21 protein-coding genes and 3 pseudogenes are annotated in these 22,198 nt (G+C 71.4%); 9 read left to right on the forward strand and 15 right to left on the reverse strand.

All coding sequences use genetic code 11. From position 1 onward, the window contains the following. The 7 genes and pseudogenes from ACH4S9_RS31380 to ACH4S9_RS31410 form a co-directional block, all read right to left on the reverse strand. Nucleotides 1–578, reverse strand: a 578-nt coding sequence (locus ACH4S9_RS31380; RefSeq protein WP_398374913.1) for an ABC transporter ATP-binding protein, incomplete at its 3' end; no start/stop codon positions are given. Between the two features lie 77 nt (nucleotides 579–655). Further along, nucleotides 656–1,267, reverse strand: a pseudogene (locus ACH4S9_RS31385) (hypothetical protein). Further along, nucleotides 1,224–1,649 (reverse strand): SHOCT-like domain-containing protein, encoded by a 426-nt coding sequence (locus ACH4S9_RS31390; RefSeq protein ID WP_398374915.1) that lies wholly within the window; start codon nucleotides 1,647–1,649, stop codon nucleotides 1,224–1,226. The pseudogene ACH4S9_RS31385 and the gene ACH4S9_RS31390 overlap by 44 nt, the downstream one beginning before the upstream one ends. Before the next feature lie 20 nt (nucleotides 1,650–1,669). After that, nucleotides 1,670–1,930 carry a hypothetical protein gene (locus ACH4S9_RS31395; protein ID WP_311723900.1) on the reverse strand — a complete coding sequence of 87 codons (261 nt, stop codon included), beginning with the start codon at nucleotides 1,928–1,930 and terminating at the stop codon, nucleotides 1,670–1,672. Beyond that, nucleotides 1,927–2,289 carry a DUF2089 domain-containing protein gene (locus tag ACH4S9_RS31400; protein ID WP_311723901.1) on the reverse strand — a complete coding sequence of 121 codons (363 nt, stop codon included), beginning with the start codon at nucleotides 2,287–2,289 and terminating at the stop codon, nucleotides 1,927–1,929. Before ACH4S9_RS31400 ends, ACH4S9_RS31395 begins: the two co-directional genes overlap by 4 nt. A 123-nt stretch (nucleotides 2,290–2,412) precedes the next feature. Continuing rightward, nucleotides 2,413–2,742, reverse strand: a complete 330-nt coding sequence (locus ACH4S9_RS31405; RefSeq protein WP_398374917.1) for a branched-chain amino acid transporter permease — start codon at nucleotides 2,740–2,742, stop codon at nucleotides 2,413–2,415. Then, nucleotides 2,735–3,379: an AzlC family ABC transporter permease gene (locus tag ACH4S9_RS31410; protein ID WP_398375208.1), complete on the reverse strand. Its 645-nt coding sequence runs from the start codon at nucleotides 3,377–3,379 to the stop codon at nucleotides 2,735–2,737. The genes ACH4S9_RS31405 and ACH4S9_RS31410 overlap by 8 nt, the downstream gene beginning before the upstream one ends. 165 nt (nucleotides 3,380–3,544) lie before the next feature. Here ACH4S9_RS31410 and ACH4S9_RS31415 point away from each other — a divergent pair, with 165 nt between their 5' ends. Continuing rightward, entirely contained in the window at nucleotides 3,545–4,003 is a 459-nt protein-coding gene (locus ACH4S9_RS31415) for an Lrp/AsnC family transcriptional regulator (RefSeq protein WP_311723903.1), read from the forward strand. Between the two features lie 92 nt (nucleotides 4,004–4,095). Here the strand turns inward: ACH4S9_RS31415 and ACH4S9_RS31420 are convergent. After that, nucleotides 4,096–4,434 (reverse strand): annotated as a pseudogene (locus tag ACH4S9_RS31420) (amidohydrolase family protein); the annotation flags it as partial. 103 nt (nucleotides 4,435–4,537) lie between these two features. Here ACH4S9_RS31420 and ACH4S9_RS31425 point away from each other — a divergent pair. From ACH4S9_RS31425 to ACH4S9_RS31440, 4 genes and pseudogenes are all read left to right on the forward strand, one after another. Continuing rightward, nucleotides 4,538–5,413 (forward strand): alpha/beta fold hydrolase, encoded by an 876-nt coding sequence (locus tag ACH4S9_RS31425; protein WP_398374919.1) that lies wholly within the window; start codon nucleotides 4,538–4,540, stop codon nucleotides 5,411–5,413. Next, nucleotides 5,410–6,444: a VOC family protein gene (locus tag ACH4S9_RS31430; RefSeq protein WP_398374921.1), complete on the forward strand. Its 1,035-nt coding sequence runs from the start codon at nucleotides 5,410–5,412 to the stop codon at nucleotides 6,442–6,444. Before ACH4S9_RS31425 ends, ACH4S9_RS31430 begins: the two co-directional genes overlap by 4 nt. A 77-nt stretch (nucleotides 6,445–6,521) precedes the next feature. Continuing rightward, a pseudogene (locus tag ACH4S9_RS31435) lies at nucleotides 6,522–6,762 on the forward strand (TetR/AcrR family transcriptional regulator); the annotation flags it as partial. Nucleotides 6,763–6,768: 6 nt separating this feature from the next. Beyond that, nucleotides 6,769–7,434: a TetR/AcrR family transcriptional regulator gene (locus ACH4S9_RS31440; RefSeq protein ID WP_398374923.1), complete on the forward strand. Its 666-nt coding sequence runs from the start codon at nucleotides 6,769–6,771 to the stop codon at nucleotides 7,432–7,434. A 1-nt stretch (nucleotide 7,435) separates the two neighbouring features. Here ACH4S9_RS31440 and ACH4S9_RS31445 read toward each other — a convergent pair whose 3' ends face one another. After that, the gene (locus ACH4S9_RS31445; RefSeq protein WP_398374924.1) at nucleotides 7,436–8,071 is read right to left on the reverse strand and encodes a TetR/AcrR family transcriptional regulator; all 636 of its coding nucleotides are present in this window, start codon (nucleotides 8,069–8,071) and stop codon (nucleotides 7,436–7,438) included. Nucleotides 8,072–8,243: 172 nt separating this feature from the next. Between ACH4S9_RS31445 and ACH4S9_RS31450 the strand changes: the two genes are divergently transcribed. Next, a complete protein-coding gene (locus tag ACH4S9_RS31450) occupies nucleotides 8,244–9,863 on the forward strand; it encodes an MFS transporter (protein WP_398374926.1) in 1,620 nt (539 codons plus the stop codon). 67 nt (nucleotides 9,864–9,930) lie between these two features. On the opposite strand, the gene ACH4S9_RS31455 is transcribed toward ACH4S9_RS31450, so the two are convergent. The 4 genes from ACH4S9_RS31455 to ACH4S9_RS31470 all read right to left on the reverse strand — a co-directional run bounded on the left by ACH4S9_RS31455 (nucleotide 9,931) and on the right by ACH4S9_RS31470 (nucleotide 14,054). Then, nucleotides 9,931–10,989, reverse strand: coding sequence for an iron-siderophore ABC transporter substrate-binding protein (locus ACH4S9_RS31455; RefSeq protein WP_398374927.1), 1,059 nt, complete (start codon nucleotides 10,987–10,989; stop codon nucleotides 9,931–9,933). A gap of 129 nt (nucleotides 10,990–11,118) precedes the next feature. Next, nucleotides 11,119–11,937 (reverse strand): ABC transporter ATP-binding protein, encoded by an 819-nt coding sequence (locus ACH4S9_RS31460; protein ID WP_394816745.1) that lies wholly within the window; start codon nucleotides 11,935–11,937, stop codon nucleotides 11,119–11,121. An 18-nt stretch (nucleotides 11,938–11,955) separates the two neighbouring features. Next, nucleotides 11,956–13,062: a FecCD family ABC transporter permease gene (locus ACH4S9_RS31465; protein ID WP_398374929.1), complete on the reverse strand. Its 1,107-nt coding sequence runs from the start codon at nucleotides 13,060–13,062 to the stop codon at nucleotides 11,956–11,958. A gap of 2 nt (nucleotides 13,063–13,064) precedes the next feature. Then, nucleotides 13,065–14,054, reverse strand: coding sequence for an iron chelate uptake ABC transporter family permease subunit (locus ACH4S9_RS31470; RefSeq protein WP_311723912.1), 990 nt, complete (start codon nucleotides 14,052–14,054; stop codon nucleotides 13,065–13,067). A 280-nt stretch (nucleotides 14,055–14,334) separates the two neighbouring features. Here ACH4S9_RS31470 and ACH4S9_RS31475 point away from each other — a divergent pair, with 280 nt between their 5' ends. After that, nucleotides 14,335–16,281: a KUP/HAK/KT family potassium transporter gene (locus ACH4S9_RS31475; RefSeq protein WP_311723913.1), complete on the forward strand. Its 1,947-nt coding sequence runs from the start codon at nucleotides 14,335–14,337 to the stop codon at nucleotides 16,279–16,281. A gap of 52 nt (nucleotides 16,282–16,333) precedes the next feature. Here the strand turns inward: ACH4S9_RS31475 and ACH4S9_RS31480 are convergent, their stop codons facing one another. Continuing rightward, nucleotides 16,334–18,409 carry a hypothetical protein gene (locus ACH4S9_RS31480; protein WP_398374930.1) on the reverse strand — a complete coding sequence of 692 codons (2,076 nt, stop codon included), beginning with the start codon at nucleotides 18,407–18,409 and terminating at the stop codon, nucleotides 16,334–16,336. Nucleotides 18,410–18,437: 28 nt separating this feature from the next. After that, nucleotides 18,438–18,812 (reverse strand): hypothetical protein, encoded by a 375-nt coding sequence (locus ACH4S9_RS31485; protein WP_311723917.1) that lies wholly within the window; start codon nucleotides 18,810–18,812, stop codon nucleotides 18,438–18,440. A 261-nt stretch (nucleotides 18,813–19,073) separates the two neighbouring features. On the opposite strand from ACH4S9_RS31485, the gene ACH4S9_RS31490 reads away from it, so the two are divergent. Continuing rightward, a complete protein-coding gene (locus tag ACH4S9_RS31490) occupies nucleotides 19,074–19,595 on the forward strand; it encodes a hypothetical protein (protein ID WP_398375210.1) in 522 nt (173 codons plus the stop codon). A gap of 122 nt (nucleotides 19,596–19,717) precedes the next feature. Further along, nucleotides 19,718–22,177, forward strand: a complete 2,460-nt coding sequence (locus ACH4S9_RS31495; RefSeq protein WP_398374932.1) for an ATP-binding protein — start codon at nucleotides 19,718–19,720, stop codon at nucleotides 22,175–22,177. The last annotated feature ends 21 nt before the right edge of the window (nucleotides 22,178–22,198 follow it).

A 22,198-nucleotide genomic window follows, 5' to 3' on the forward strand; every position in this document is an offset into this window, starting at 1 on the left:
ACGAGTTCGCGGATGATCTGCCACATGTTGTGGCGGGAGCGTGGGTCGAGGCCGGTGGTGGGTTCGTCGAGGAAGATGATCCGTGGGTTGCCGACCAGGGTCATGGCGATGTCGAGGCGGCGTTTCATGCCGCCGGAGTAGGTGGAGGCGGGCTTCTTCGCGGCCTCGACCAGGTCGAACCGCTCCAGGAGTTCGGCGGCGCCCCGCCGTCCCTCGCGCTTGGAGAGGTGGTGGAGGTCTGCCATGAGGAGCATGTTCTCCTCGCCGGTGATCAGGCCGTCGACGGCGGAGAACTGCCCGGTGACACCGATCGCGGCACGCACCCCGTCCGGTGACGTGGCGAGGTCGTGCCCCGCGACCTGCGCCTGTCCGCCGTCGGCTGAGATGAGCGTGGAGAGGATCTTCACGGCGGTGGTCTTGCCGGCGCCGTTGGGCCCGAGCAGCGCGAACACGGACCCGGCCGGGATGTGCAGATCGATGCCGTCGAGGACGGTCTTGTCGCCGTAGGACTTGCGCAGGCCGACGGTGGAGATGGCGGCCGGCGACTGGGGACCATCGCCCCGACTGGATGTGGGCATGACAGAAGAAGGCATGAGGCCCTCCTATTCGAAGGCAGAAGTGACGGGGGGAGTGCGTGAGTTGGCGGGGCCGGTGCTCAGGTATGGGCGCGAACGATGCCGACGTTGCCGTGGGCGGTGGTCGCGTGGACATTCAGGCCAACGGTGGTGACGGCGTCCAGGGAGGCGGAGACTCCGCGGGCGGCGTCGCCCGACACGTCGTCGGCCTGGGTGCACGGTACGACCGTGCCGCGCACGGCTTCGGCGATCCGGATGTCGCCTTTTGGGGTGTTGATCTCCGCGGGGCCGCCGTCCCGGCGGTCGACCGACACGTTGCCGGCGAGGAGAGTGAGGCGGGCGCTCGCGGCCTCGTAGAACTTGACCGAGCCCCTGCGTGCCCTCGAAGGCGAGGTCGCCGAGCCGGCGGGCAGCTGGATGGTCACCTCACATGGATCCGGAGCTGCCGAGGATCCGGTTCTTCGCCGGTGAGGCCTCGATCCACAGGACGCCGTCGCCGTATCGATCGTGGTCTGCTCCACCGCCTTCACGTCGCGGCCCTTCAGGGCGTCCGCGGGCAGGACCTCGACCGTGGTGTCGGCCCGGTCGGCCGCGATGAACCGGACGTGTCTCGCGGGGATGTCGAGGACGGCCGAGACCGCGGCGGTGTCACTCGCAGAACACCTGCACCTTTCCGCCGGGGTCGTCGACATCGACGGTGACCTCGTCGAGGTGCTCGACGAGCTCCTCGAGGTGCTGCGGCTTGAGCTCGGCGAGGTCGATCGGTACCCCTGACTTGTGCAGCTCCGCGTTGACCTTGGTGACCGCCTGGGGAGGGATGAGGCTCGTGAGCCGGACCCCGGCGCGCAGCAGTTGTAGCGGCACCTGGACGTTGATGTGGCCCGGCCCGTCGCCGTAGTCCGCCCAGCTCACCACCACGCGCAGGTACTTGGGCCGGCGCTTGGGGCGGGTCGTGGCTCCCGGCGGCGACTCGGGCTGTTCTCGTTCGAGGGCGTCCATCAGCCGCTCGGCCTCGTCCGTGGTGATCTTTCCCACGGCCAGCATCTCCAGGATCTGGCGGCGCTGCTCGTTCATCGTTGCTCTTCCCCTCGGGCTCATCTGATGCTTACCAGCACGGCTGTTCGGCCCTGGTCGATCTCGAACCGGGTGCCGGGCAGCGCCCACAGCAGTTGCCCGGCGCCGCGCAGCGCGCCCACCGGGCTCACCTGGGTCGCGAGGCATGCGACCACTCCGCCCACCACGGCGAGCAGCAGCAGCGGCGATAACACCAGCGCTACCGGCAGGACCGGGACGTACAGCCGCCGCCAGCGGCCGTCGGGACGGCGACGGCGTACCGTGACCAGCTGCGGGATCATCGGGACCTCTCCAGCTCGGCCAGCGCCTCCTGGGCGCTGATCTCCCCCCGCTGTAGGCGGTCGATGACGTCGGCGCTGGTGGGCGCCGGGTCGGTGTCGACGAAATCGAGGTGCTCGGCGATCCGTCTCAGCCGGGACTTGATCGTCGGGTAGCTCACCCCGAAGATCCGCTCCATCTCCTTGATCGAACCGTGCGACCGTACGAACGCGGCGACGAACACTTGGTCGTCGACGCCGAGCTGTGCCAGCTGCGGCGGCTCGAACTGACCCTCGACCGCGACGCCGCTGCCGACCAGCCGGATCCGCTCGACCACGAACGGCTGCCCCTGCGTCAGGTCCGTCAGTTCCTGCCAGTCCACCCTCGGCTCCCCTGTTCTCGGCGGCATGCTGTTGATTCATTTTTATCTTGAGTTTTTTAAGGCGTCAACGCGTAAAGCTTAATTTCTCTGATCTGAGCTTCAATGGTTCGGCCTGCGAAGTCGTCAGCTTGCGAAGACAGTGCTGGTGAGGGCGACGTAGGCGGCCGTGCCTGTCAGGATGCTCAGCAGGGCGCTGCGGCGCCACAGGTGGAGGCCGACCGTGGCGGTGAGCGCCACCAGTGGGGCCACCGCGCCGGACGCGCTCATCGGCACGTCCCGCAGGCAGTACACGAGCAGGATCACCATGACCCCCGCCGGCATGCGGGTGCTCAGGTACTGGATGGTCCGGCTGGCGTGCAGGGGTGCCAGGAGGGTGAAGGGGAGGGCGCGCAGCGCCCAGGTGACGGCGGCGGAGAGGGCGACCGCCGGGAGGACGTACAGGGGATCAGGCATGTGAGGCCCCCTTGCGCGCGATGGCGTGGCGCGCCAGAAGCGCGGTGGTGAACAGGGCGAAGGCGCCCAACAGCAGCTGACCGGGCAGGACCAGCCGCGCCACCAGTGCGCTCAGCAGCGCCAGGAGGGGGGTGGGCAGATCGCCGCGCCGCTCGCGCACCGCGTCGACGGCCAGCACGGCGAAGAGGGCGGTCATGGCGAAGTCGAGCCCGGTGACACCGTCGGGGATGAGCGAACCGAGCAGGGCGCCGGCGGTGGCCCCACCGACCCAGTACAGGTGCATAAAGCCCTGGAGCCAGATGACGCGCCGCCCGGACCAGGAACGTGCCCGCTCGCCGGTGGTCAGGGCGTAGGCCTCGTCGGTGAGGGCGAAGGTGCTGTAGGCCTTGGCGAGTCCGCCCCGTACACGGTCCAGGGGGAAGGACAGCGCGTAGAAGACGTGGCGGACGTTCACCAGGGAGGCGGTCAGGGCGATCGTCGTCAATGGCGCCGCCGCGCCCAGCAGGCCGACCAGCAGGAACTCGAACGATCCGGCGTAGATCAGGCTGGTGAACACGCTCGCCCACCACCAGTCGAGACCGGACTGGGTCACGCACACTCCGAAGGCGAGCCCCAGGGGCACCAGTCCCAGGCCCACGGAGCCCGAGTCCTTGAGAGCGGACCGGAGGTCGGAGGCGGCACCGGGAGGCGGGGCGGGATGGGGGAGGGTGGAGTGTTCTGCGACAGTCAGTTCTCGCATATGAGAAATGATAGAAGGAAAATCGGGCATTTTGATTGCCAATAGTGGCGTTAGGATCCGATCATGGGCAATCAATCGCAACTAGATGCTGTCGATCGCGCAATTATCTTTCAACTCCAGCAGGATGGTCGGCTGACCAATCTCGAGCTGGCGAAACGGGTCGGCCTGACCCCGGCGCCCTGTCTGCGCCGGGTCAAGCGTCTCGAGGAGGCCGGCGTCATCGTCGGCTATCGGGCGGTCGTCGACCCCGTCGCCCTCGGACGTGGCCTCCAGGTGTGGGTGGAGGTCGAGGTGTACGCCACCGACCAGAAGACCATCGAGACGTTCGAGGACACGGTGGCCGGATACGACGAGGTCGTGGACTTCCACCGGATGTTCGGCCGCCCCGACTACTTCCTCCGCGTGGCCGTTGCCGACCACGCGGCCTACGAGGGTTTTGTGACCGGGAAGCTGACCGGTCTGCCCGGTGTCCAGCGGATCACATCCCACCTCGCCATGAAGAAGATCAAGGCCGAGGCCTGAGGTCCGGCCTCCGGCCCGGCCTACGGCTCGGCCTACGAGGAGCAGGAGGCCGCCACGGGCGTGAACTCCCCGTAGCCGGTGGTGAGGGGCTCTCAGTTGGTCCCGGGCTGGATGAGCTTGAAGAAGAGGCGGGCGCCGGCCCGCTGCGCGGACTGGCGCAGGCGCACCGGGAGCGGACGGGCCGGAGCAGGTGTGGGGGCGCCGGCCAGGCGGGGGAAGAGCGCTTCGGCGTTGGTGCGGTTGACGGCCGAGAGGGTGCCGGGGCCGACGCCGCTGTCGAGGCCGTTGGTGAAGTACTGGCCGGCGGCGGCGGGCGCGAACGGCCAGTCGCTGCCGAACAGGACATGGCCGGGGCGGGCGAAGGCGAACAGCGTGGGCAGGGCGGCGGGACTGGAGGAGAGCGCGGTGTCGAAGTAGAAGCCGCGGAAGTCTCTAGCCGCCGCGCCCGCCGGCGCCCCGCTCCCGCCGCCCCCGGCCGGATTCGCCCTCGCACCGCGCACGTCCGTCTCGACCACCTCGTAAGGACCGACCACGATGACCGCGCACACCGCACCGCCGCCGATGCAGGAGTCGCTGCTCGACATCGCCGGCAAGAAGATCTTCGTCGCGCAGACCGGTGACGGCCCGCCCGTCCTGCTGCTGCACGGCGGCGGCCCCGGCGCCTCCGGCGTCTCCAATTACAGCCGTAACATCGCCGAGTTGGCCCAGAAGTACCGGGTCATCGTGCCCGACCTGCCCGGGTACGGACGCAGCACCACGGGCGTCGACGGCACCGACCCCTTCGGCTACCTCGCCGACAACGTCCGCGGCCTGCTCGACCGACTCGGCCTGGACAAGGCCCACTTCGTCGGCGACTCCTACGGCGGCGCCTGCGCGCTGCGCCTGGCCCTGGACACCCCCGACCGGGTCGGCCGCATGGTGCTGATGGGCCCCGGTGGCGTCGGCACCACCCGTCTGTTCGTGCCGACGCCGGGCCTCAGCAGCCTGCTGAACTACTACACCGGCGAAGGGCCGTCACGGCTGAAACTGGAGAAGTTCATCCGCGATTACCTCGTCTTCAACGCAGCCCAGGTGCCCGACGAGATCATCGACGCCCGCTACCGGGACAGCATCGACCCCGAGGTCATCGCGAATCCGCCGCTGCGTCGCCCCTCCGGCCCGAAGGCGCTGCGCACCCTGTGGAAGATGGACTTCACCCGAGATGCCCGGCTCGCCCGGCTGTCCGTGCCCACCCTCGTGCTGTGGGGTGCCGCGGACAGGGTCAACCGGTCCAGCGGTGGCCGGATGCTGGCCGGGCGCATGCCCAACTGCGACCTGTACATGGTCGCGAACACCGGCCACTGGGTGCAGTGGGAGCACGCCGAGCTGTTCAACCGGATGTGCGCCGACTTCCTGGCAGGCCGCCGGTGAGCACGTACGACGCCCCGTCCGTCTTCGGCGCGGTCCATCTCGGCTACCTCGTCATCGAGACCAACCGCTTCGCCGACTGGCGCCGCTTCGGCACCGACGCCATCGGCATGCACCACGACGACCTCGACGCCGGCCTGATGCGCTTCCGCCTCGACGACCAGGAATGCCGTTTCCTGCTGCGGTGCGGACCTGCCGAGGACGTCGTCGCCACCGGCTGGCACCTCGACGACCACGCGACCCTCGAGCGGATCGAGGCCCGGGTACGCGCCCATGGCGTCCCCGTCGTGGAGGGCAGTGCCGAGGAGGCGAGGACACGCGGAGTCGAACGCCTGCTGCGGTTCCCCGGGCCCAAGGGCCTCACCCAGGAGATCTACACCACGCCGGTCGTCTCGCCGGAACCCCTGCGGATGCTCGCGTCCGGATGGATCACGGGTGACTCGGGCATGGGCCATGTCGCGATCACCTCGGCCAGACCGGCCCTGATGCGCGGCTACTTCAGCACCGTCTTCGACGCCCGTCTCACCGACTGCATCGACGAGACCATCAGCGGCGTCAAGCTCAGGATCCGCTTCCTGCGCGTCAACGAGCGCCACCACTCCCTCGCGATCGCCGCCGTCCGCGGTCTGCCGATCGACCCGGTCCACACCCGCGTCCAGCACCTCAACATCCAGGCCGCCGGCCTCGACGACCTGGCTCGCAGCTATGAGCGGGTGCATGAACTGGGCTTCGACATGGCCCTGTCCGTCGGTCAGCACACCAACGACAAGGAGCTGTCGTACTACGCCCGCACCCCCTCGGGCTTCGAGTGGGAGGTCGGCTGGAACCCCCTCGTGATCGACGAGAGCACCTGGGAGCCCAGCACGCACCAGGGCATCAGCGTCTGGGGCCACACCCCGGCCGGCCGGACCATCGTCGACAAACTCGCCCAGTTCCGCCTCGCGGCCCGCTCCCTCGCCCGCCCGGAGAAGACCGTTCCGGCCCTCAGCGGCGCCGGAAAACAGGGAAAGGTGATGAAATCACCAGAACTGTGACGTCGAAGCCCGCGTTGCTAGACTCACACGTATGCCGACGTCAGCACCGTCCCGCAACCGTTTCGAGCGGCGTCCCGCGCGCCTTGCGTGACCTGGAGGCCGGTGTCGCCTCCGGCCGGTTCACCGTCGCCGACCCGACCGTGGCGCTGCCCCCTGGGCGGCTCCCTGCCGGCGCTGGTGGAGCTGCGGTTCGCCTCCCCGGAACTCGACGGTGACGAGGCCGCGTCGAACCCCGCCGAGATGCTGCCGCACATGCCGGGCGTCCCGCCGGGGGGCGCCCGCGACGTCGCTCGGCGCCCGCTGCCCGAGCTCGACTGACGAGGGATGAGTGCCTTGCCCAAGCCTGCCGTCCGCGCCACCGTCCGCGAACCGATGCGGCGCAACTCGCGCTCCAACCGGGCCCGCATCCTGGCCGCCGCCCGGGAGGAGCTCGGCCGGAACCCCGATGTGACCCTGGAGGAGATCGCGCGGGCCGCCGGGGTGGTCCGCCGTACGCTCTTCGGGCACTTTCCGGGGCGCGCGGCCCTGCTGGACGCCCTCGCCGAGGAGGCGTCCGAGGCTCTGCGCGGCGTCGTGACCCGGGCGCCCGGCGCCGAGGAGACGCCCCAGCGGGCCCTGGCCCGGTTCGTGCTGTCGATCTGGCCCGTCGGCGACCGCTACCGGCTGCTTCTCGCGCTCGCCCGCCAGGACCTGGGCACGGAACGGGTGTCCGAGATCCTCGCCCCGGCCCGCGACGAGGCCACCGCCATCCTGGAGCGAGGTCAGGGGGCGGGCGTGTTCCACGACCACCTGCCCGCGGCGGTGCTGAGCGCCGCCCTGGAGGCCCTGACCCTCTCGCTGCTGGAGAGCGTCAACGCGGGGACGTGGGAGGACGACGGGACGCGCACCGCGGTGGCCACGCTGGTCGCGGCGGGTGTGTCCGATCAGTCGGCGACCGCGATCGTCGAGGACATGGCGTCGGAGCTGCGAGCCGAAGCCTCCGACGGCTGACCTAGGCGCCGACGGGCTCCGTACGGCCGAGTCCCTGGACCCGGGCGACGGCGAGGCGGCCGTCCGCGCCCACCGCGATCAGGGCGGCCGTCGCGGTGCGTGTGCCGTCGTCGTTCAAGGTCCCGGTGTTCACGCACTCCAGGAGTGCCAGCAGAAGCCTCTCGAGTGCTCTGCTCAGCGGCGCGGGCGGGACGCCGGTCCGGAAGACGCCCTGCTGCTGCCCGCGCTCGATGATCGCCGTCGCCATGTCGCGGGCGGGGGAGAGGATTTCGTTCGCGCGTTCCGTCCCCAGGTCCTGGGGCGCGAGCCTCAGCAGCATGCGATAGCGGTCGCCGACGGGCCACAGGGCCAGGACGAAGCGCGCCATGGCGGTGACGGGGTCGGGGTCCGGGGCCGCCACACCCGCGAGGGCGCGTCTCAGCGCCTCAGCGGCGTCCGCGGCGAGCCCTTCGATCAGCGCCGGCCGGCCGGCGAAGTGGTCGTAAACGGTGCGGCGCACCACGCCGGCGGCCTCGGCGATGTCGGTGAGGCTGCTGTCGGGATCGCGGCCGAGCTCCTGCCGTGCCGCCTCGAGGATGCGGGCCCGGGTGTGCCGCGTCCGGCGGCGCTCGCCCCCCGTGACATGCGTGCTGGTCATGTCGGACCTCCGGTCGACGGGAGAGGGCGGCTCAATATTTGCACGTCGATGGGCAACAAACTAGTCTGCACATCGATGAGCAAATAACTGCCCGCGGTGCCGTGGCCGTGCTCGCACTGCTCCCGCCGATCCGCGCGTACCCGTAGCCGCCGCTACGCACTGAGGAGCTCCGATGCCGTTCTTCGTCAACACACCGGCCGAGAAGATGACGGCGCCCTATCCACGGCGCTGGTGGGCCCTGCTGGTGCTGTGCCTGAGCCTGCTGATCGTCGTCATGGCGAACACGTCACTGATCGTGGCGGCGCCCGACATGACCCGGGATCTCGGCCTGTCCAGCAGTGACCTTCAGTGGGTCATCGACGGCTACACGGTCCCGTACGCCGCGTTGATGCTCGTACTGGGTTCGATCGGGGACAAGTACAGCCGCCGCGGTGCGCTGATCCTGGGCCTGCTGATCTTCACGGGCGGCTCGGTGATGGGCGGCCTGGTCGACGAGACCAACCTGGTCATCACCGCCCGCGCGATCATGGGTGTGGGCGCCGCCGTCGTGATGCCGGCCACCCTCTCCCTGCTCGTCGCGATCTTCCCGAGGGCGGAGCGCGCCAAGGCCATCACGGCCTGGAGCGCCACCTCCGGCCTCGCCATCGCCGCCGGCCCGCTGGCTGCCGGATGGCTTCTGGAGAGCCACGCCTGGGGCTCCACCTTCCTGATGAACGTCCCCGTCGCGGTCCTCGGCGTCGTCGGCGCGCTGCTCCTGGTGCCGCCGTCCAAGGCGGAGAAGATGGGCCGGATCGACTACGTCGGCGGTCTGCTCTCGATCGTCTCCGTCGGCAGCCTGGTCTACGCGACCATCGAGGGTCCGCACTTCGGGTGGGGCGTCGGCCCGGTCACCGCGGCCGTGGTCGCCGGCGTCGGCCTGCTTGCCTTCGCCGCCTGGGAGCTGCGCCACCCGCACCCCATGCTGAACGTGCGCAAGTTCAAGGAGCGCGCCTTCAGCGGCTCGATGCTCGCGGTGCTGTTCTTCTTCTTCGGCACCTTCGGCTCGATCTACTACGCCACCCAGTTCCTCCAGTTCATCCTCGGCTACGACGCGCTGGAGACCGGCATCCGACTGTTGCCGCTGGCCGGAGCCGTCTTCGCCGGCGCCGCGGTGACCGGCCGGCTGGCCCCGAAGCTGGGCGTGAAGCCGGTGGTCGGGACCGGCATGGCGATCGGCACGGCGGGCGTCTTCCTGCTCACGCGGATCGAGTCGGGCTCGACGTACACCGACTTCCTGGCGCCGCTGCTGCTGCTCGGCTTCGCCATCGGCCTGAGCCTGGCCCCGGCCACCGACACCGTCATGGGCTCCTTCCCCGAGTCGGAGTTGGGCGTCGGCGGCGGTGCCAACGACACCGCGCTGGAACTCGGGGGCTCCCTGGGCATCGCGATCCTCGGCTCGCTGCTGGGCACCGCCTACCGCGACAAGCTGACCGACCTGGTCGGCGGCCACCTCCCGGCCGCCGCGCTGGACATCGCCAAGGACTCGGCGGGTGGCGGCCTCGCCGTCGCCGAGCAGGTCGCGAAGAACCCCGGCGGCGGGCCCCAGCAGGCCCAGGCCCTGGTCGACGCGGTCCATGAGTCCTTCGCCCACGCCGTCGCCCACACCAGCCTCATCGGCGCCGCCATCATGGCCGTAGGAACCCTGATCGTCGTCGCGGTCCTGCCCGCCCGAAAGGCCGCGGGAAAGCACCGCGAGGAGGGGCCGGTGGCGGAAGCGGACCGGGCCGAGGAGCACGCGGACGCCGTTCGGTGATCCGCCCGGACCCCCGGGAACCCTGCCCGGCCTCGCCCCGACGAGGCCGGGCAGGCGCCCGTCGCGGTCAGGACGCGGGCTGTGTCACCTTGGTGGCGGGCTTGCCGTCGACCGCGGCGGCCAGTTGCGGGACCAGCCGGTCGAGCGTGTACGGCAGGCTCAGGACTGTCACGAAGGAGATGGCGTTCCCGTAGTCGCTGGACTCCTTGACGAACACCTCGCGGTCCTGTTCGGCCACCTTGAGATCGGCGTAGAGGGGGTTCTTGCCGAGCTTGGCCTCGTCCTCGGCCGGGTCGGCGACGATCCACACGATCGCGTCGGTGTCCAGCAGATCGGTGCGTTCCTTGCTGATGTTGGCGCCGAACTCGTCACCGATCACCTTGTCCAGGTCGGCGGGGAGGGTGAAGCCGAGATCGGTGAGGACACGGGAGCGGGGGTCCTGGCTGCCGAAGACGAAGATGCCGTCGTAGGGGGTGGCCATCACCGCGTCCGCCCCCGCGAAGGCCGGGTGCTCGGCGGTCGCGGCCTTGAAATCGGCCTGGACGCCCTTGACCAGCTCCTTCGCCTTGGTCTGCTGCCCGAGCGCGGTACCGATGATCTCGGTCTGCCGCTGCCACGGAACGCCGAAGTCGTTGTACTCCTTGGGCTGGGCGACCACGGGCGCGAATTTCGACAGGGTCTCGTACTGCTCCTTGGTGAGGCCGCCGTAGACCGCGAGGATCAGGTCCGGCCGGAGCGCGGCGATCTTCTCCGTCTGCGGCCCCGTGCCGGTGTCCTTGAGCACGGTCGGCGTCTCCGCGTCGCCCAGTTCGTCCCGGGCCCAGGGGCCGATGGCGCCCTTGTATCCGCCGTTCCACTCGGTGGTACCGACCGGAACCCTGCCCAGGGCGAGCACGGCGTCCTGGTCGGTCAGCCCGACCGTGACGATCCGCTTGGGCTCGCTCTTGACGGTGGCGCTGCCGTACTTGTGCGCGATGGTCACCGGAAAGGCGCCGCCCGAGGCGGCCGGCTTCCCGTCGTCGGTCCCGGAGTCCTCCCCGGAGCCGCAGGCGGTGGCGGTGCCGAACAGGAGCAGTACGGAGGCGAGTACCGCGGCGAGCCGGGTGCCTCTCAAAGAGCCGCGCATCAGTGGTCCTTCATGGTCGGGTCGGTCGGGTCGGTGCCGTGACGGTGCGTGGTGGGTGTGCGGCCGCGGGCCGCGCACTCGGTGGCCCACCCCAGGAGGCGGACTCGGTCCCCAGCCACCAGGCCGGCGCTAAGTCGATATCCGGCGCTCCCGGTGGTGGCGCCCCATCGGGATGACCATCGGGGTGCCGCTGACCGGGTCCGGGGCGACCTGACAGCTGAGGGCGAAGACGTCCTCGACCGTCTCGGCGGTGATGACCTCGGCGGGGGCGCCCTCGGCGACGATCCGCCCCGCCTTCATGGCCACCACGTGGTCGGCGTAGCGGCAGGCCTGGTTGAGGTCGTGCAGCACCATCACCACGGTGCGGCTCTCCCGCCGGTTGAGGTCGGTGACCAGGTCCAGGACATCGATCTGGTGCGCCAGGTCCAGATAGGTCGTCGGCTCGTCCAGCAGCAGCGCCGCGGTGCCCTGGGCCACCGCCATGGCGATCCAGGCGCGCTGGCGCTGGCCGCCGGACAGTTCGTCCAGCGGCCGGTCCGCCAGCTCGGCCATGCCGGTGGCGGCCAGCGCCCGGTGAACGGCCTGCTCGTCGGCGCTCGACCACTGCCGCCACCACGTCTGGTGCGGTGAACGGCCGCGCCCCACCAGGTCGATGACGGTCAGCCCGTCCGGCGCGGCCGGGCTCTGGGGCAGGATGCCCAGCCGCTGGGCCAGCTCCCTGGTCGGGATGGAGCGCAGATCCCGGCCGTCGAGGTGGACGGCGCCCCCGCGCGGCGCGAGCAGCCGGGCCAGGGCGCGCAGCAGGGTGGACTTGCCGCAGGCGTTGGCGCCGACGATGGCCGTGATCCGGCCGGGGGGTACGGCCAGGTCGAGGCCGTCCACCACCGGCCGGTTGTCGTAGGCCAGGCGCAGACCACTCGCCCGCAGGTCCGGGTCGGGCGCCGACAGGGGATCAGCCGACATGGATCAACCTCCTGAGCCCGCGCGGTTGGCGCGGACGAGCAGCCAGAGCAGGACGGGCGCGCCGAGCACGCCGGTGACGATTCCCACCGGCAGCTCCGTGCCGGAGATCAGGGTGCGGGCGATGAGGTCGCCGCCGAGCACCATCAGCGCCCCGGCCAGCCCCGAGGCGACCGTGGGCGGCCAGGCGGTGCCCGCCAGCCGCTGGGCGATCTGCGGTGCGGCGAGCGCCACGAACGCGACCGGGCCGGCCGCCGCAGTGGCGAAGGCGATCAGCCCCACGCCGGTGAGCAGGACGGCGAGCCGCACCGGCTGCACCCGGGTGCCGAGGCCGGTGGCGACGTCGTCACCGAGTTGCAGGGTGCGCAGCAGCCGGCCCAGCAGCAGCGCCGTCGGCAGCAGCACCGCCAGGGCGGCGACGAGCGGCACGGTCTGGGACCACGTCCGGCCGTTGAGGTTGCCCACCAGCCAGCCGAGGGCGGCCTGCGCCTGGAAGCGGCCGCCCTTGGCCATCAGGTAGTCGGTGGCGCTGGTGCAGATCCAGGCCACCCCGATGCCCACCAGAATGATCCGGTAGCCGGTGGCGCCGCGCCGCCAGGCGAGCGCGTACACGGCCACCGCGGTGACGAGCGCGCCGAGCAGTCCGAGCGTCTGGGTGCCGAGCCCGCCGTCCCAGCCCAGCACGATGCCCGCCACCACGGCGGTGCCCGCGCCCTGGGTGAGGCCGATCATGTCCGGGCTGGCGAGCGGATTGCGGGTCATGGTCTGGAAGAGGCCACCGGAGACGCCGAAGGCGATCCCGGCCAGCAGGCCGACCAGGGCCCGCGGCAGCCGGAGCTCCCGGACCACCAGGACGGTGGCCGGGTCGCCGGAGCCGGTCAGGGCGCGTACGACATCGGTGAAGGCGATCGGGTAGTCGCCGATCGACAGTCCCCAGCAGAACAGGAGGAAGACGGCGGCGGCGAGCAGCGCGCACAGCGCCACCAGCCGGGGCCGGAGAATCCCGGACACGGGCGGTACGGTGAGCCGGTAGCCGCGGAAGGACCCTAGGGGCGGACGTCCTTCGGCGGCCGGGCTCCTCGGCGGCCGGGGCGTGGAGCGGAAGACGGCCATCGTCACACCTCCGCCAGCCTGCGCCGGCGGACCAGGGCGATGAAGAACGGCCCGCCGATGAAGGCGACGATGACCCCGGCCTGCACCTCGGTGGGCCGGGCGATCATCCGGCCGACGATGTCCGCGGCGAGCAGCAGACCGGCAGCGAGCACGGCGGACAGCGGCAGCAGCCAGCGGTGGTCCGGGCCGAGCCCCGCCGACTGGGCGAGGACGCGGGCGAGGTGAGGGACCACCAGGCCGATGAAGACGACCGGCCCGATGGCCGCGACCGCCGCGCCGGTCAGCAGGGTGATCGCGGCGACCCCCTGGAGCCGGACCAGGCCCAGCCGCCGCCCCAGCGAGGTCGCCACGTCGTCGCCGAGGGCCAGGCTGTTGAGGGCCGGTGCGCAGGCGAGGGCCAGGGCGGCGCCCGCGAGAAGGAAGGGCAGCATACGCAGCACCGTGGCACCGTCCTGGTCCGCCATCGAACCGGCCGACCAGAAGCGGAAGCGGTCCAGCGCGTCGGGGTCGGTCAGCACGACGGCGCTGGTGAGCGACGAGAGCAGCGAGGTCACCGAGATGCCGGCGAGGGCCAGCTTGACCGGTGACGGGCCGGAGCGCCCGAGCCCGCCGAGGAGATAGACCAGGACGCTCGCGGCGAGCGCGCCGGCGAAGGCGAACCAGATGTACCCGTGGAACGAGCCGAGCCCGAAGACCCCCGCCGCCAGCACGATGGCGAACGACGCGCCCGCGCTGACCCCCAGCACCCCGGGGTCCGCGAGCGGATTGCGGGTCAGGGCCTGCATGACGGCGCCGGACAGGCCGAGCGCGGCGCCCGCCGTGAGGCCGAGCGCGGTACGCGGCACCCGGGCCGACCAGACGACGTTGTCCACCAGCCGGCTCGGCGGGTCGCCGAACAGCGCCCGCACCACCTGGTCCGGCGGGACACTGGCCGCGCCGAGGGTCAGGGACAGCAGACAGATCATCCCCAGCGCCACGACCAGCAGCGTCATGAGCAGCAGGGGACGGGCTCTCTCGCCTCGCCTCACCGCGTGGTCTCCGACGGGCAACTCCGTTGAATCCGGAGTGGTTTCATCGCCCTGCGGAACATGGGATCCCCCACTCAGCGCCCCCTTTGATTAGGTAAACCTTACCTTAGTTTGATCGCGAACCTCCGGCTGAGCCGCGCGCGACGCACAGCACGGCATCCGACCCGTCGCGCGGTGGGATCGGTATCGTCCGCTCCAAGGCACCAGGCCCGCGGCGCGGCAGCCCACGCGGAGGAGGAACACGATGGTCGATCGCGGTTCCGCGGCGCTGCCGCCGGAGGCTCGTCGGCCGAGCGCGTACGACACGGCGCGTCTCGGGCTGGTGGTCGGCGCGCTCGGGGTGGTCTTCGGCGACATCGGAACCAGCCCGATCTACACCCTCCAGACCGTGTTCAACCCGAGCGACCCACACCCCGTCCCGGTCACCACGGAGAACGTGTACGGGGTGGTGTCGCTCGTGTTCTGGTCGGTGGTGATCATCGTGATGGTCACCTATGTGCTGCTGGCGATGCGCGCCGACAACGACGGCGAGGGCGGCATCATGGCGCTGATCACGCTGCTGCGACGGTGGAACTCACAGCAGGGCCGGCGCGCCACCGCCGCACTGGCCGCGCTGGGCATCCTCGGCGCGTCGCTGTTCTTCGGCGACAGCATGATCACCCCGGCGATCTCGGTGCTGTCCGCGGTCGAGGGGCTCAAGGTCGTCGAGTCGTCGCTGGAAAGCGCGGTCGTGCCGATCACAGCGGCGATCATCGTGGTCCTGTTCGTGGTGCAGCGCAGGGGAACCGCGGCGGTGGGCCGGGTGTTCGGGCCGGTGATGATCGCCTGGTTCCTGGCCATCGGCGCATGCGGTGTCCTCGGCATCGCCGACCACCCGGAGATCCTCAGGGCGCTGTCGCCGACGTACGCCCTGGGCTTTCTGTACGGCCATTTCGGCACCGCCTTCTTCGCCCTGGCCGCGGTCGTGCTCGCGGTCACCGGCGCCGAGGCGCTCTACGCCGACATGGGCCACTTCGGCCGCCGGTCGATCACCCGCGCCTGGCTGGTCCTCGTCTTCCCGGCGTGCGTGCTGAGCTACCTCGGCCAGGGCGCCCTGATCCTCGCCGATCCGCGCAACATCAGCAGCCCGTTCTTCCTGCTCACACCCGACTGGGGACGGCTGCCTATGGTCCTGCTGGCCACGGCGGCGACGGTGATCGCCTCCCAGGCGGTGATCACCGGCGCGTACTCGGTGGCCTCACAGGCCGCCCAGCTCGGCTATCTGCCGAGGCTGCGGATCGCGTACACCTCCGAGTCCACCATGGGCCAGGTCTATGTCCCCTGGGTCAACTGGCTGCTGATGGTCTCGGTCCTCACCCTGATCTTCGCCTTCCGCAGTTCCACGGCGCTGGCCTTCGCGTTCGGCATGGCGGTCACCGGCACCATCACCATCACCACCCTGCTGTTCTTCCACGTCGCCCGCGCCAAGTGGGGCACGCCCGTCTGGCTGCTCACCATCGGCGCGACCGCGCTGCTCCTCGTGGACCTGCTGTTCGTGGCGGCCAACCTGACCAAGCTCGTCCACGGCGCATGGCTGCCGCTGCTGATCGGCCTCACGGTGTTCACCATCATGACGACCTGGCAGCGCGGCCGTGAGCTCGTCACCGCGGAGCGGGTACGGCTCGAGGGCTCGCTGAGCGAGTTCATCGAACAGCTCCGCGGCGGGAGAGCGACGCTGCTCCGGGTCCCCGGCACGGCGGTCTTCCTCAACCGGGGCAGGCAGACCGCGCCACTGGCCCTGCGGGCCAACGTTCAGCACAACCACGTGCGCCACGACCACGTCGTGATCCTGTCCATCGAGACCGAGCCCGTGCCCCGCGTCCCCGCCGACGAGCGGACCGTCATCGACGACCTCGGCTACGCCGACGACGGGATCGTCTATGTCGCCGCCCGGTTCGGCTACATGGAGACGCCGGACGCGCCCGGCACGCTGGCGATGCTCGATCCGGCCCGGACCGAGGGGCGGTTGCGGCTCGACGAGGCGTCCTACTTCCTGTCGAAGATCGAGCTCCGGCGCGGGACGGCCACAACGATGGCGCCCTGGCGCAAGCGGCTGTTCATCGCCACCTCCTACATCACGGCCGACGCCGCCGAGTACTTCGGCCTTCCCCGCGACCGCACGGTCATCATGGGCTCGCGCATCGAGGTGTAGGCGCGCGCCGGCCGCCGAGGGCGGTCCGGGGCTCGGAACGCGGTCGGCGGCGTCACCGGACACCCGCCAGGCCCTTCGCCCGGCCGTTGCCGTCGTACGCCGCGCCGCCGATGTCGTTCCTCAGGATGTAGGGGGCGTCCGCGTCCGGGTGGCCCGGGTTGGCCTTGGCCCACTCGTCGGCCAGCGCCGCCAGCAGCCCCTCCCGCACCGTGAAGGTCTCGCTGTTGTCGGCGCTCAGCTTCTCGTGGATCCGCCGCTGCTCCTCCTGCTGCCAGGCGTACGCGACCGCGTCGACGCCGCGCTGGGCGATGTCGCCGACGCCGGGGATGAAGTTGGCCGCTCCGCCGACGAGGTGGTAGCCCCATTTCGCCTTCCACGAGGGGTCTTCTTTGCCGGTCTCCAGCGCCAGACAGCGGGCCTCCTCCAGGAAGCCGACCGTGTGCCCGGCCCGCAGCAGCGTCTCCCGCGGATCGCCCGTGCCGCCGGTGCCGTCCGCGTGGATGTCGCGGACCATCTCGCGGTTGAGGCCCTCGTTGAGAACGCCGTACGCGTCCTGGTCCCGCGAGATCTGCTTGGCCACCTCCAGCAGCTGTGCGCGGTCCAGCGGGCTGGATCCGGGGTCGAGGGCGCCGGCGGCGCGATGCACCTCGCCGCCGTGGTTGGCGAGGACCTTCGCCATGTCGTCCCGCATCTCCGGTGGGAAGCCGTCTCCCGTCTGCGCGAGATAGCCGAGTGAGCGCTCCAGGACCCTTCGGTGGTCGGTGGTGTGTTCCACGAAGGGCGCGTTCCTGTCGTCCGGGTCCAGGCCCGTGACCGCGGCGAAGAGCGCCGCGCCGGTGGCGTCCCGGCTCGCGACGGGGTCGCCGGGCGGGCCGTCGGGGAAGGCGGGGCGGTCCCGGAGGAGGTACTGGGCGTTGTCCCGCGGCGCGGTGGTGGCGAAGAACTCCGTGGCGGCCGCGGGGTGGTGGCCGAGCGCTTTGAGGAAGCCGGTCATGGGGTCGCGGCCGAAGTCGGTGCCGGCGCCGAAGTTGAGATGGTTGTTCTGGACGAGCGGCCCGTTCCAGAAGTTGCGCGGCACCTTCATGGCCCGGTCCGTTCCGACCAGGGCGTTGCCGTAGTCGCTGAGGAAGCGCTTGTCGTACACGCCGTCGCGCATCAGGTTGCTCATGACCTGGAAGCCGTACGCGCTCTGGTGGTCGGGCAGGTCGAGCACCCGCGGGCCGAGATCGATGACCTCCCTCTTCCACGCGCGCATCCGCGGGCTGTCGCTGTGCGACGCCTGGGCCAGCACCAGCCCGAGGTGTTTCTGTATCTCGCCGAGCTCCTTCACACGTGCGCCGCCGGGACGCGGGGACCGGCGCGGGTCGGTGAGGGCCGCGTAGAAGTCGAGCGTGGACCGGGCGCCCAGACCGGTGGCGAAGCGCTCGGCGAAGACGGGGTCGTCCCTGTTGGCCGCGAGCAGCGAGTCGAGCCGGGCCAACCGCGCGTCGGTCAGCGAGGCGCCCTGGGCGGCCAGTGCGAGGGCGGCGTCGGCGTCCCTGGCCGCCTGCTCGCGGTCCTGCCGCCGGTAGTCCTCGAGGGAGGTGTAGTGGTCGCTGCCGAAGTCGTACGGGTGCCCGGCCAGGATGTCGTCGAGCGCTCGTGCCACCGTCTCGTCGGCCTCGGCTGCCTGGTCGACGGCGTGCTTGATCCGGTCCCGTACGGCGTCCACGGTCTCGGCGGACGGGCCGGGGTCGGTGTTGCCCGTGCCACGCCGGTCGGGGTGCAGGGAGCGTACGACGACACCGTCGGGCCAGATCGTCACCCCGGTGGGAGGGTGGTCCGCGATCTGCCGCAGCGCCTCCTTGGCGGCGGTGAAGGCGGCCAGCGCGTCGCGCAGGACGTTGCGGATGCTGGTGGCCTGGGTGAGCGCGTCCTCGAACTCTTGGGCGGTCTTGTCGACGAACGGCCTGGTCACTGCGGCGTTCGCGCCCTCCCAGCGGGCCGTGTCCGACCGGGCCTTCAGCCCGCTCCGGGCCTCGTCGGCCAGCTCCTCCAGCTTGGTGATCATGGCCGACCAGTCCTCGACCGCGTCATTGAGCCTGCTCAGACGCGCGTGCAGGACGTGCTCGAACGTCAGCTCGGTCATCCCCGTGTCCCTCGTGCCTCTCGTCGCTCTAGCGGTAGTACTCGGCGATCCGGGACGGGGTCATCAGCCGCCTGCGCGCGTCGTGCATCCCGGTCTCGATCTTGGCGTCCTCTTCGCGGTAGCGCGTGGCGGAGTGGTCCAGGTGGTTGGAGATATGGGCACACGCCTCCAGCAGCGTGTCCACCTGCGTCTGCCAGGTGTCCGCGAGCCTGGTGAGCGCGGAGCCGGTCGCGAAGTGGTCCTTGGCGAGTTCGGCCCCCGCGGCCTCGCTGTTGACCTTCGCGTGCCGACCGGCGGCGCGCAGCCCGCCGTGCAATCGGTACGCGGCGTGACCCACCCGCCCCAAGTCGTCCCGCCCGGCCACCAGGGCCTTGGCCCGCTGCCATTCGTCATCGAACGACATATGCGCCGTCCCCCCTCGATCTCATGGTCATGGCGGAACACGCTACGCAGCGCCGACGGCGCTCGCCGACGCCGTTCGGCAACTCTGACGACTTGATAACGCTCGCGGCGGCCAACATTGACGGCGCTCTGACGCCCCCGAACACATCGTGCGGGTCGGGCGTCAGAGCGGTGTCAAGGATGGGCGCCACGGCGTCAGGGCGGCGTCAGTCTCGGTGCCCGGCCGGGCGCACTGCCGCGCACCGTGCCTCACGTGAACCGCATGGAGAGGGGAGCCAGGCCCGACGGCACGACCGGTGACTGCCACTGGCGGCCGGACGCCCGGTGCGCGGGATTCTGCGCACTGGGGTTCGCCGGGCTGACGCTCCTGCTCGACTGGGGCTCGGGCGGGCTCACCGTGGCGCGCGCCGATCTGTGGGCCGTGCTGGGGGTGCTGGTGCTCATCGCGCTGCGGCCGCCACGGGTGAGCGCGGGCGACGGGTGGCTCGCGGTGCGTGGCCTCGTACGCGAGCGCAGGGTGTGCACCGACGCCCTGGTTTCGGTGCGGCGGGACGGCGCCATCGCCACCCGCCTCGTCCTGCGGGACGCGTACGGCGGCTCGGTGGCCCTCGACCCCGAGATCCTGGTCGCCAATTCGCTGCTGTGGCACCGGCTGGACGCCGGGGCCCGCCGCTCGCGCGAGCGCGGCACCCTGCGGTACGGCGTGAGCACCCTGTGGCAACTGGGCGAGCGCATCGACGGGGGAACGGCCCGGGACGTGTTCAGGGCCTCCGGGCTGGAGTAGAGAGATCCGCCGGACATGGCCGACCGGGCCTCGTCAAGGCGGTGTCAATCTCTCCGCGCGCAGCGCAAGAGAAGCGTCAAGATCCACGGCCGGGGCGCGAACCGACGCTTTGCTGAGGGCTGATGAGTGACGTACGGGCTGGACGGCTCAAGGTCTATCTCGGGGCGGCCCCCGGCGTGGGCAAGACCTGCCGCATGCTCGAGGAGGGCCGCAGCCGGGCGTCGCGCGGCGCCGACGTGGTGGTCGGGTTCGTGGAGTGCCACGGGCGGCCCCGTACGGAGGCGATGCTCGACGGCCTGGAGGTCGTGCCGCGCGTCCACCGTGGCCGGGACTTTGCGGAGATGGACCTCGCCGCGGTGCTCGCGCGCCGCCCCCAGGTCGCGATCGTGGACGAGTTCGCGCACAGCAACGTGCCCGGCGGTCGCAACGCCAAGCGCTGGCAGGACGTCGAGGAACTGCTCGCCGCGGGCATCGACGTCATCACCGCGGTCGACATCCAGCATCTGGCGTCCCTCAACGATGTCGTCGAGAGGATCACCAGGGCGCCGCAGGGCGAGACCGTCCCCGATGAGGTCGTCCGGCGGGCCCGGCAGATCGAGCTGGTGGACATGGAGCCCGAGGGGCTGCGCCGTCGCATGGCGCACGGCAACATCTACGCCCCCGAGGAGATCGACGCCGCCATGGCCAACCGCTTCCGGCCCGGAAACTTGACCGCCCTGCGGCAACTCGCCCTGCTGTGGGTGGCCGACCGGGTCGACGAGGCGCTTCGGACGTACCGCGCCGAGGACGCCACAGGCAGGGTGCGGGAGACCCGGGAGCGGGTGGTCGTCGGGCTCACCGGCGGGCCCGAGGGGGACACCCTGATCCGGCGGGCGGCCCGGATCGCCGACCGGTCCGCGGGCGGCGATCTGCTCGCCGTGCACATCACCCGCAGCGACGGGCTCGCCGCCGGTGCCTCGCACGCCTCGCTCGCCCGGCAGCGCCGGCTGGTGGAGGAGCTCGGCGGCAGCTATCACTCGGTGGTCGGGGACGATGTGGCCACCGCCCTGGTCGAGTTCGCCCGGGCCGAACACGCCACCCAGCTGGTGCTGGGCACGAGTCGGCGCGGACGGATCGAGCGGTTCCTCGGCGGGCGTGGCACCGGCGAGACGGTGGTCGGGCTGTCCGGGGACATCGACGTCCACACGGTCGCTCATGAGCGGGCCGGACGCGGCATGCTGCTGCCGTCCCGGCGCAGGACGCTCGGCGGGCCCCGTCGGGTCGCGGGTCCGCTGGCCGGCCTGGTCCTGCCCGTGCTGCTCACCGTCTTCCTCGACCAGGTGCGCGACACGTTCAACCTCACCAGTGAGACGCTGCTGTTCCTGCTCACGGTGGTGGGCGTGGCGTGCATCGGCGGGGTGGCCTCGGCGGTGATCGCGTCGGTGACGGCGTCCCTGCTGCTGAACTACTGGTTCATCCCGCCGATCGGTGCCTTCACCCTTGACAACCCCGACGCCATGCCGGCGCTCGCCGTGTTCGCGATCGTCGCCGCCACCGTCGCGGGCGTGGTCGACCGCTCCCTGCGGCTCTCGCGACGCTCGGCCCGCGCCACCGCGGCGGCGGAGACCATGTCGTCCCTGGCCGGGACGATCGTGCGGGGCGGGGCGACCATTCCGGCGCTGCTGGAGCGTACGCGGGAGACCTTCGGCATGGAGTCGGCGGACCTCGTCCAGGAGCAGCCGCCCGACGGGGAGGGCGTGACAGCCGTGCCCGCGGGCCCCGGAGCCTTCCTCGTGCTGCGCGGCCGTCCCCTCCCGTCCTCCGAACGGCGCGTGCTGGCCGCGTTCGCCGCGCATGTCGGCTCCGCCGTCGAGCGGGCCCGGCTCGCCGAGGCCGCGGCCGAGATAGAGCCGATCAAGGCCGCCGACCGGATGCGTACGGCACTGCTGCGGGCCGTCGGGCACGATCTGCGCACGCCGCTCGCCGCGGGCCGGGCTGCCGTGACCTCGCTGCGCGGCCGGGATGTGGAGTTCTCGGACGAGGACCGCCAGGAGCTGCTCGCCACTGCCGACGAGTCCCTCGCCAAGCTCAGCCGGCTCGTGGAGAACCTGCTGGACCTCAGCCGTCTCCAGGCCGGCGTTCTCACCCTCGAACTGCGCGGCACCATGCTCGAAGAGGTTCTCCCGGCGGTGCTGGCCGACACCCCGGACGTCGAGGTGGGGGAGCTGGAAGAGATCCCCGCCGTCCTGGCCGACCCGCCCCTGCTGGAGCGCGTGATCGCCAACCTGGTCGAAAACGCCGCCCGCCACACCCCGCCCGGCGGCAAGGTCGTCCTGACCGCCGGCGCCCACGCGGGCCGGGTCGAGCTGCGTGTCGTCGACCGCGGTCCCGGCCTGCCGCGGACCGGCCGGGACCGGATCTTCGAACCGTTCCAGCGGCTGGGCGACACCGACAACACCACCGGACTCGGCCTGGGGCTGGCTCTGTCCAAGGGCCTGACCGAGGCGATGGACGGCACGCTCGTCCCCGAAGACACCCCCGGCGGCGGCCTGACGATGGTGCTCTCCCTGCCGTTCGCGGAGCGGGCGGCGTACTCCCGGTAGCTCCGTGGCCGCCTGGCCGCC

The sequence above is a fragment of the Streptomyces sp. NPDC021225 genome, assembly GCF_044332865.1.
Taxonomy (GTDB): domain Bacteria; phylum Actinomycetota; class Actinomycetes; order Streptomycetales; family Streptomycetaceae; genus Streptomyces.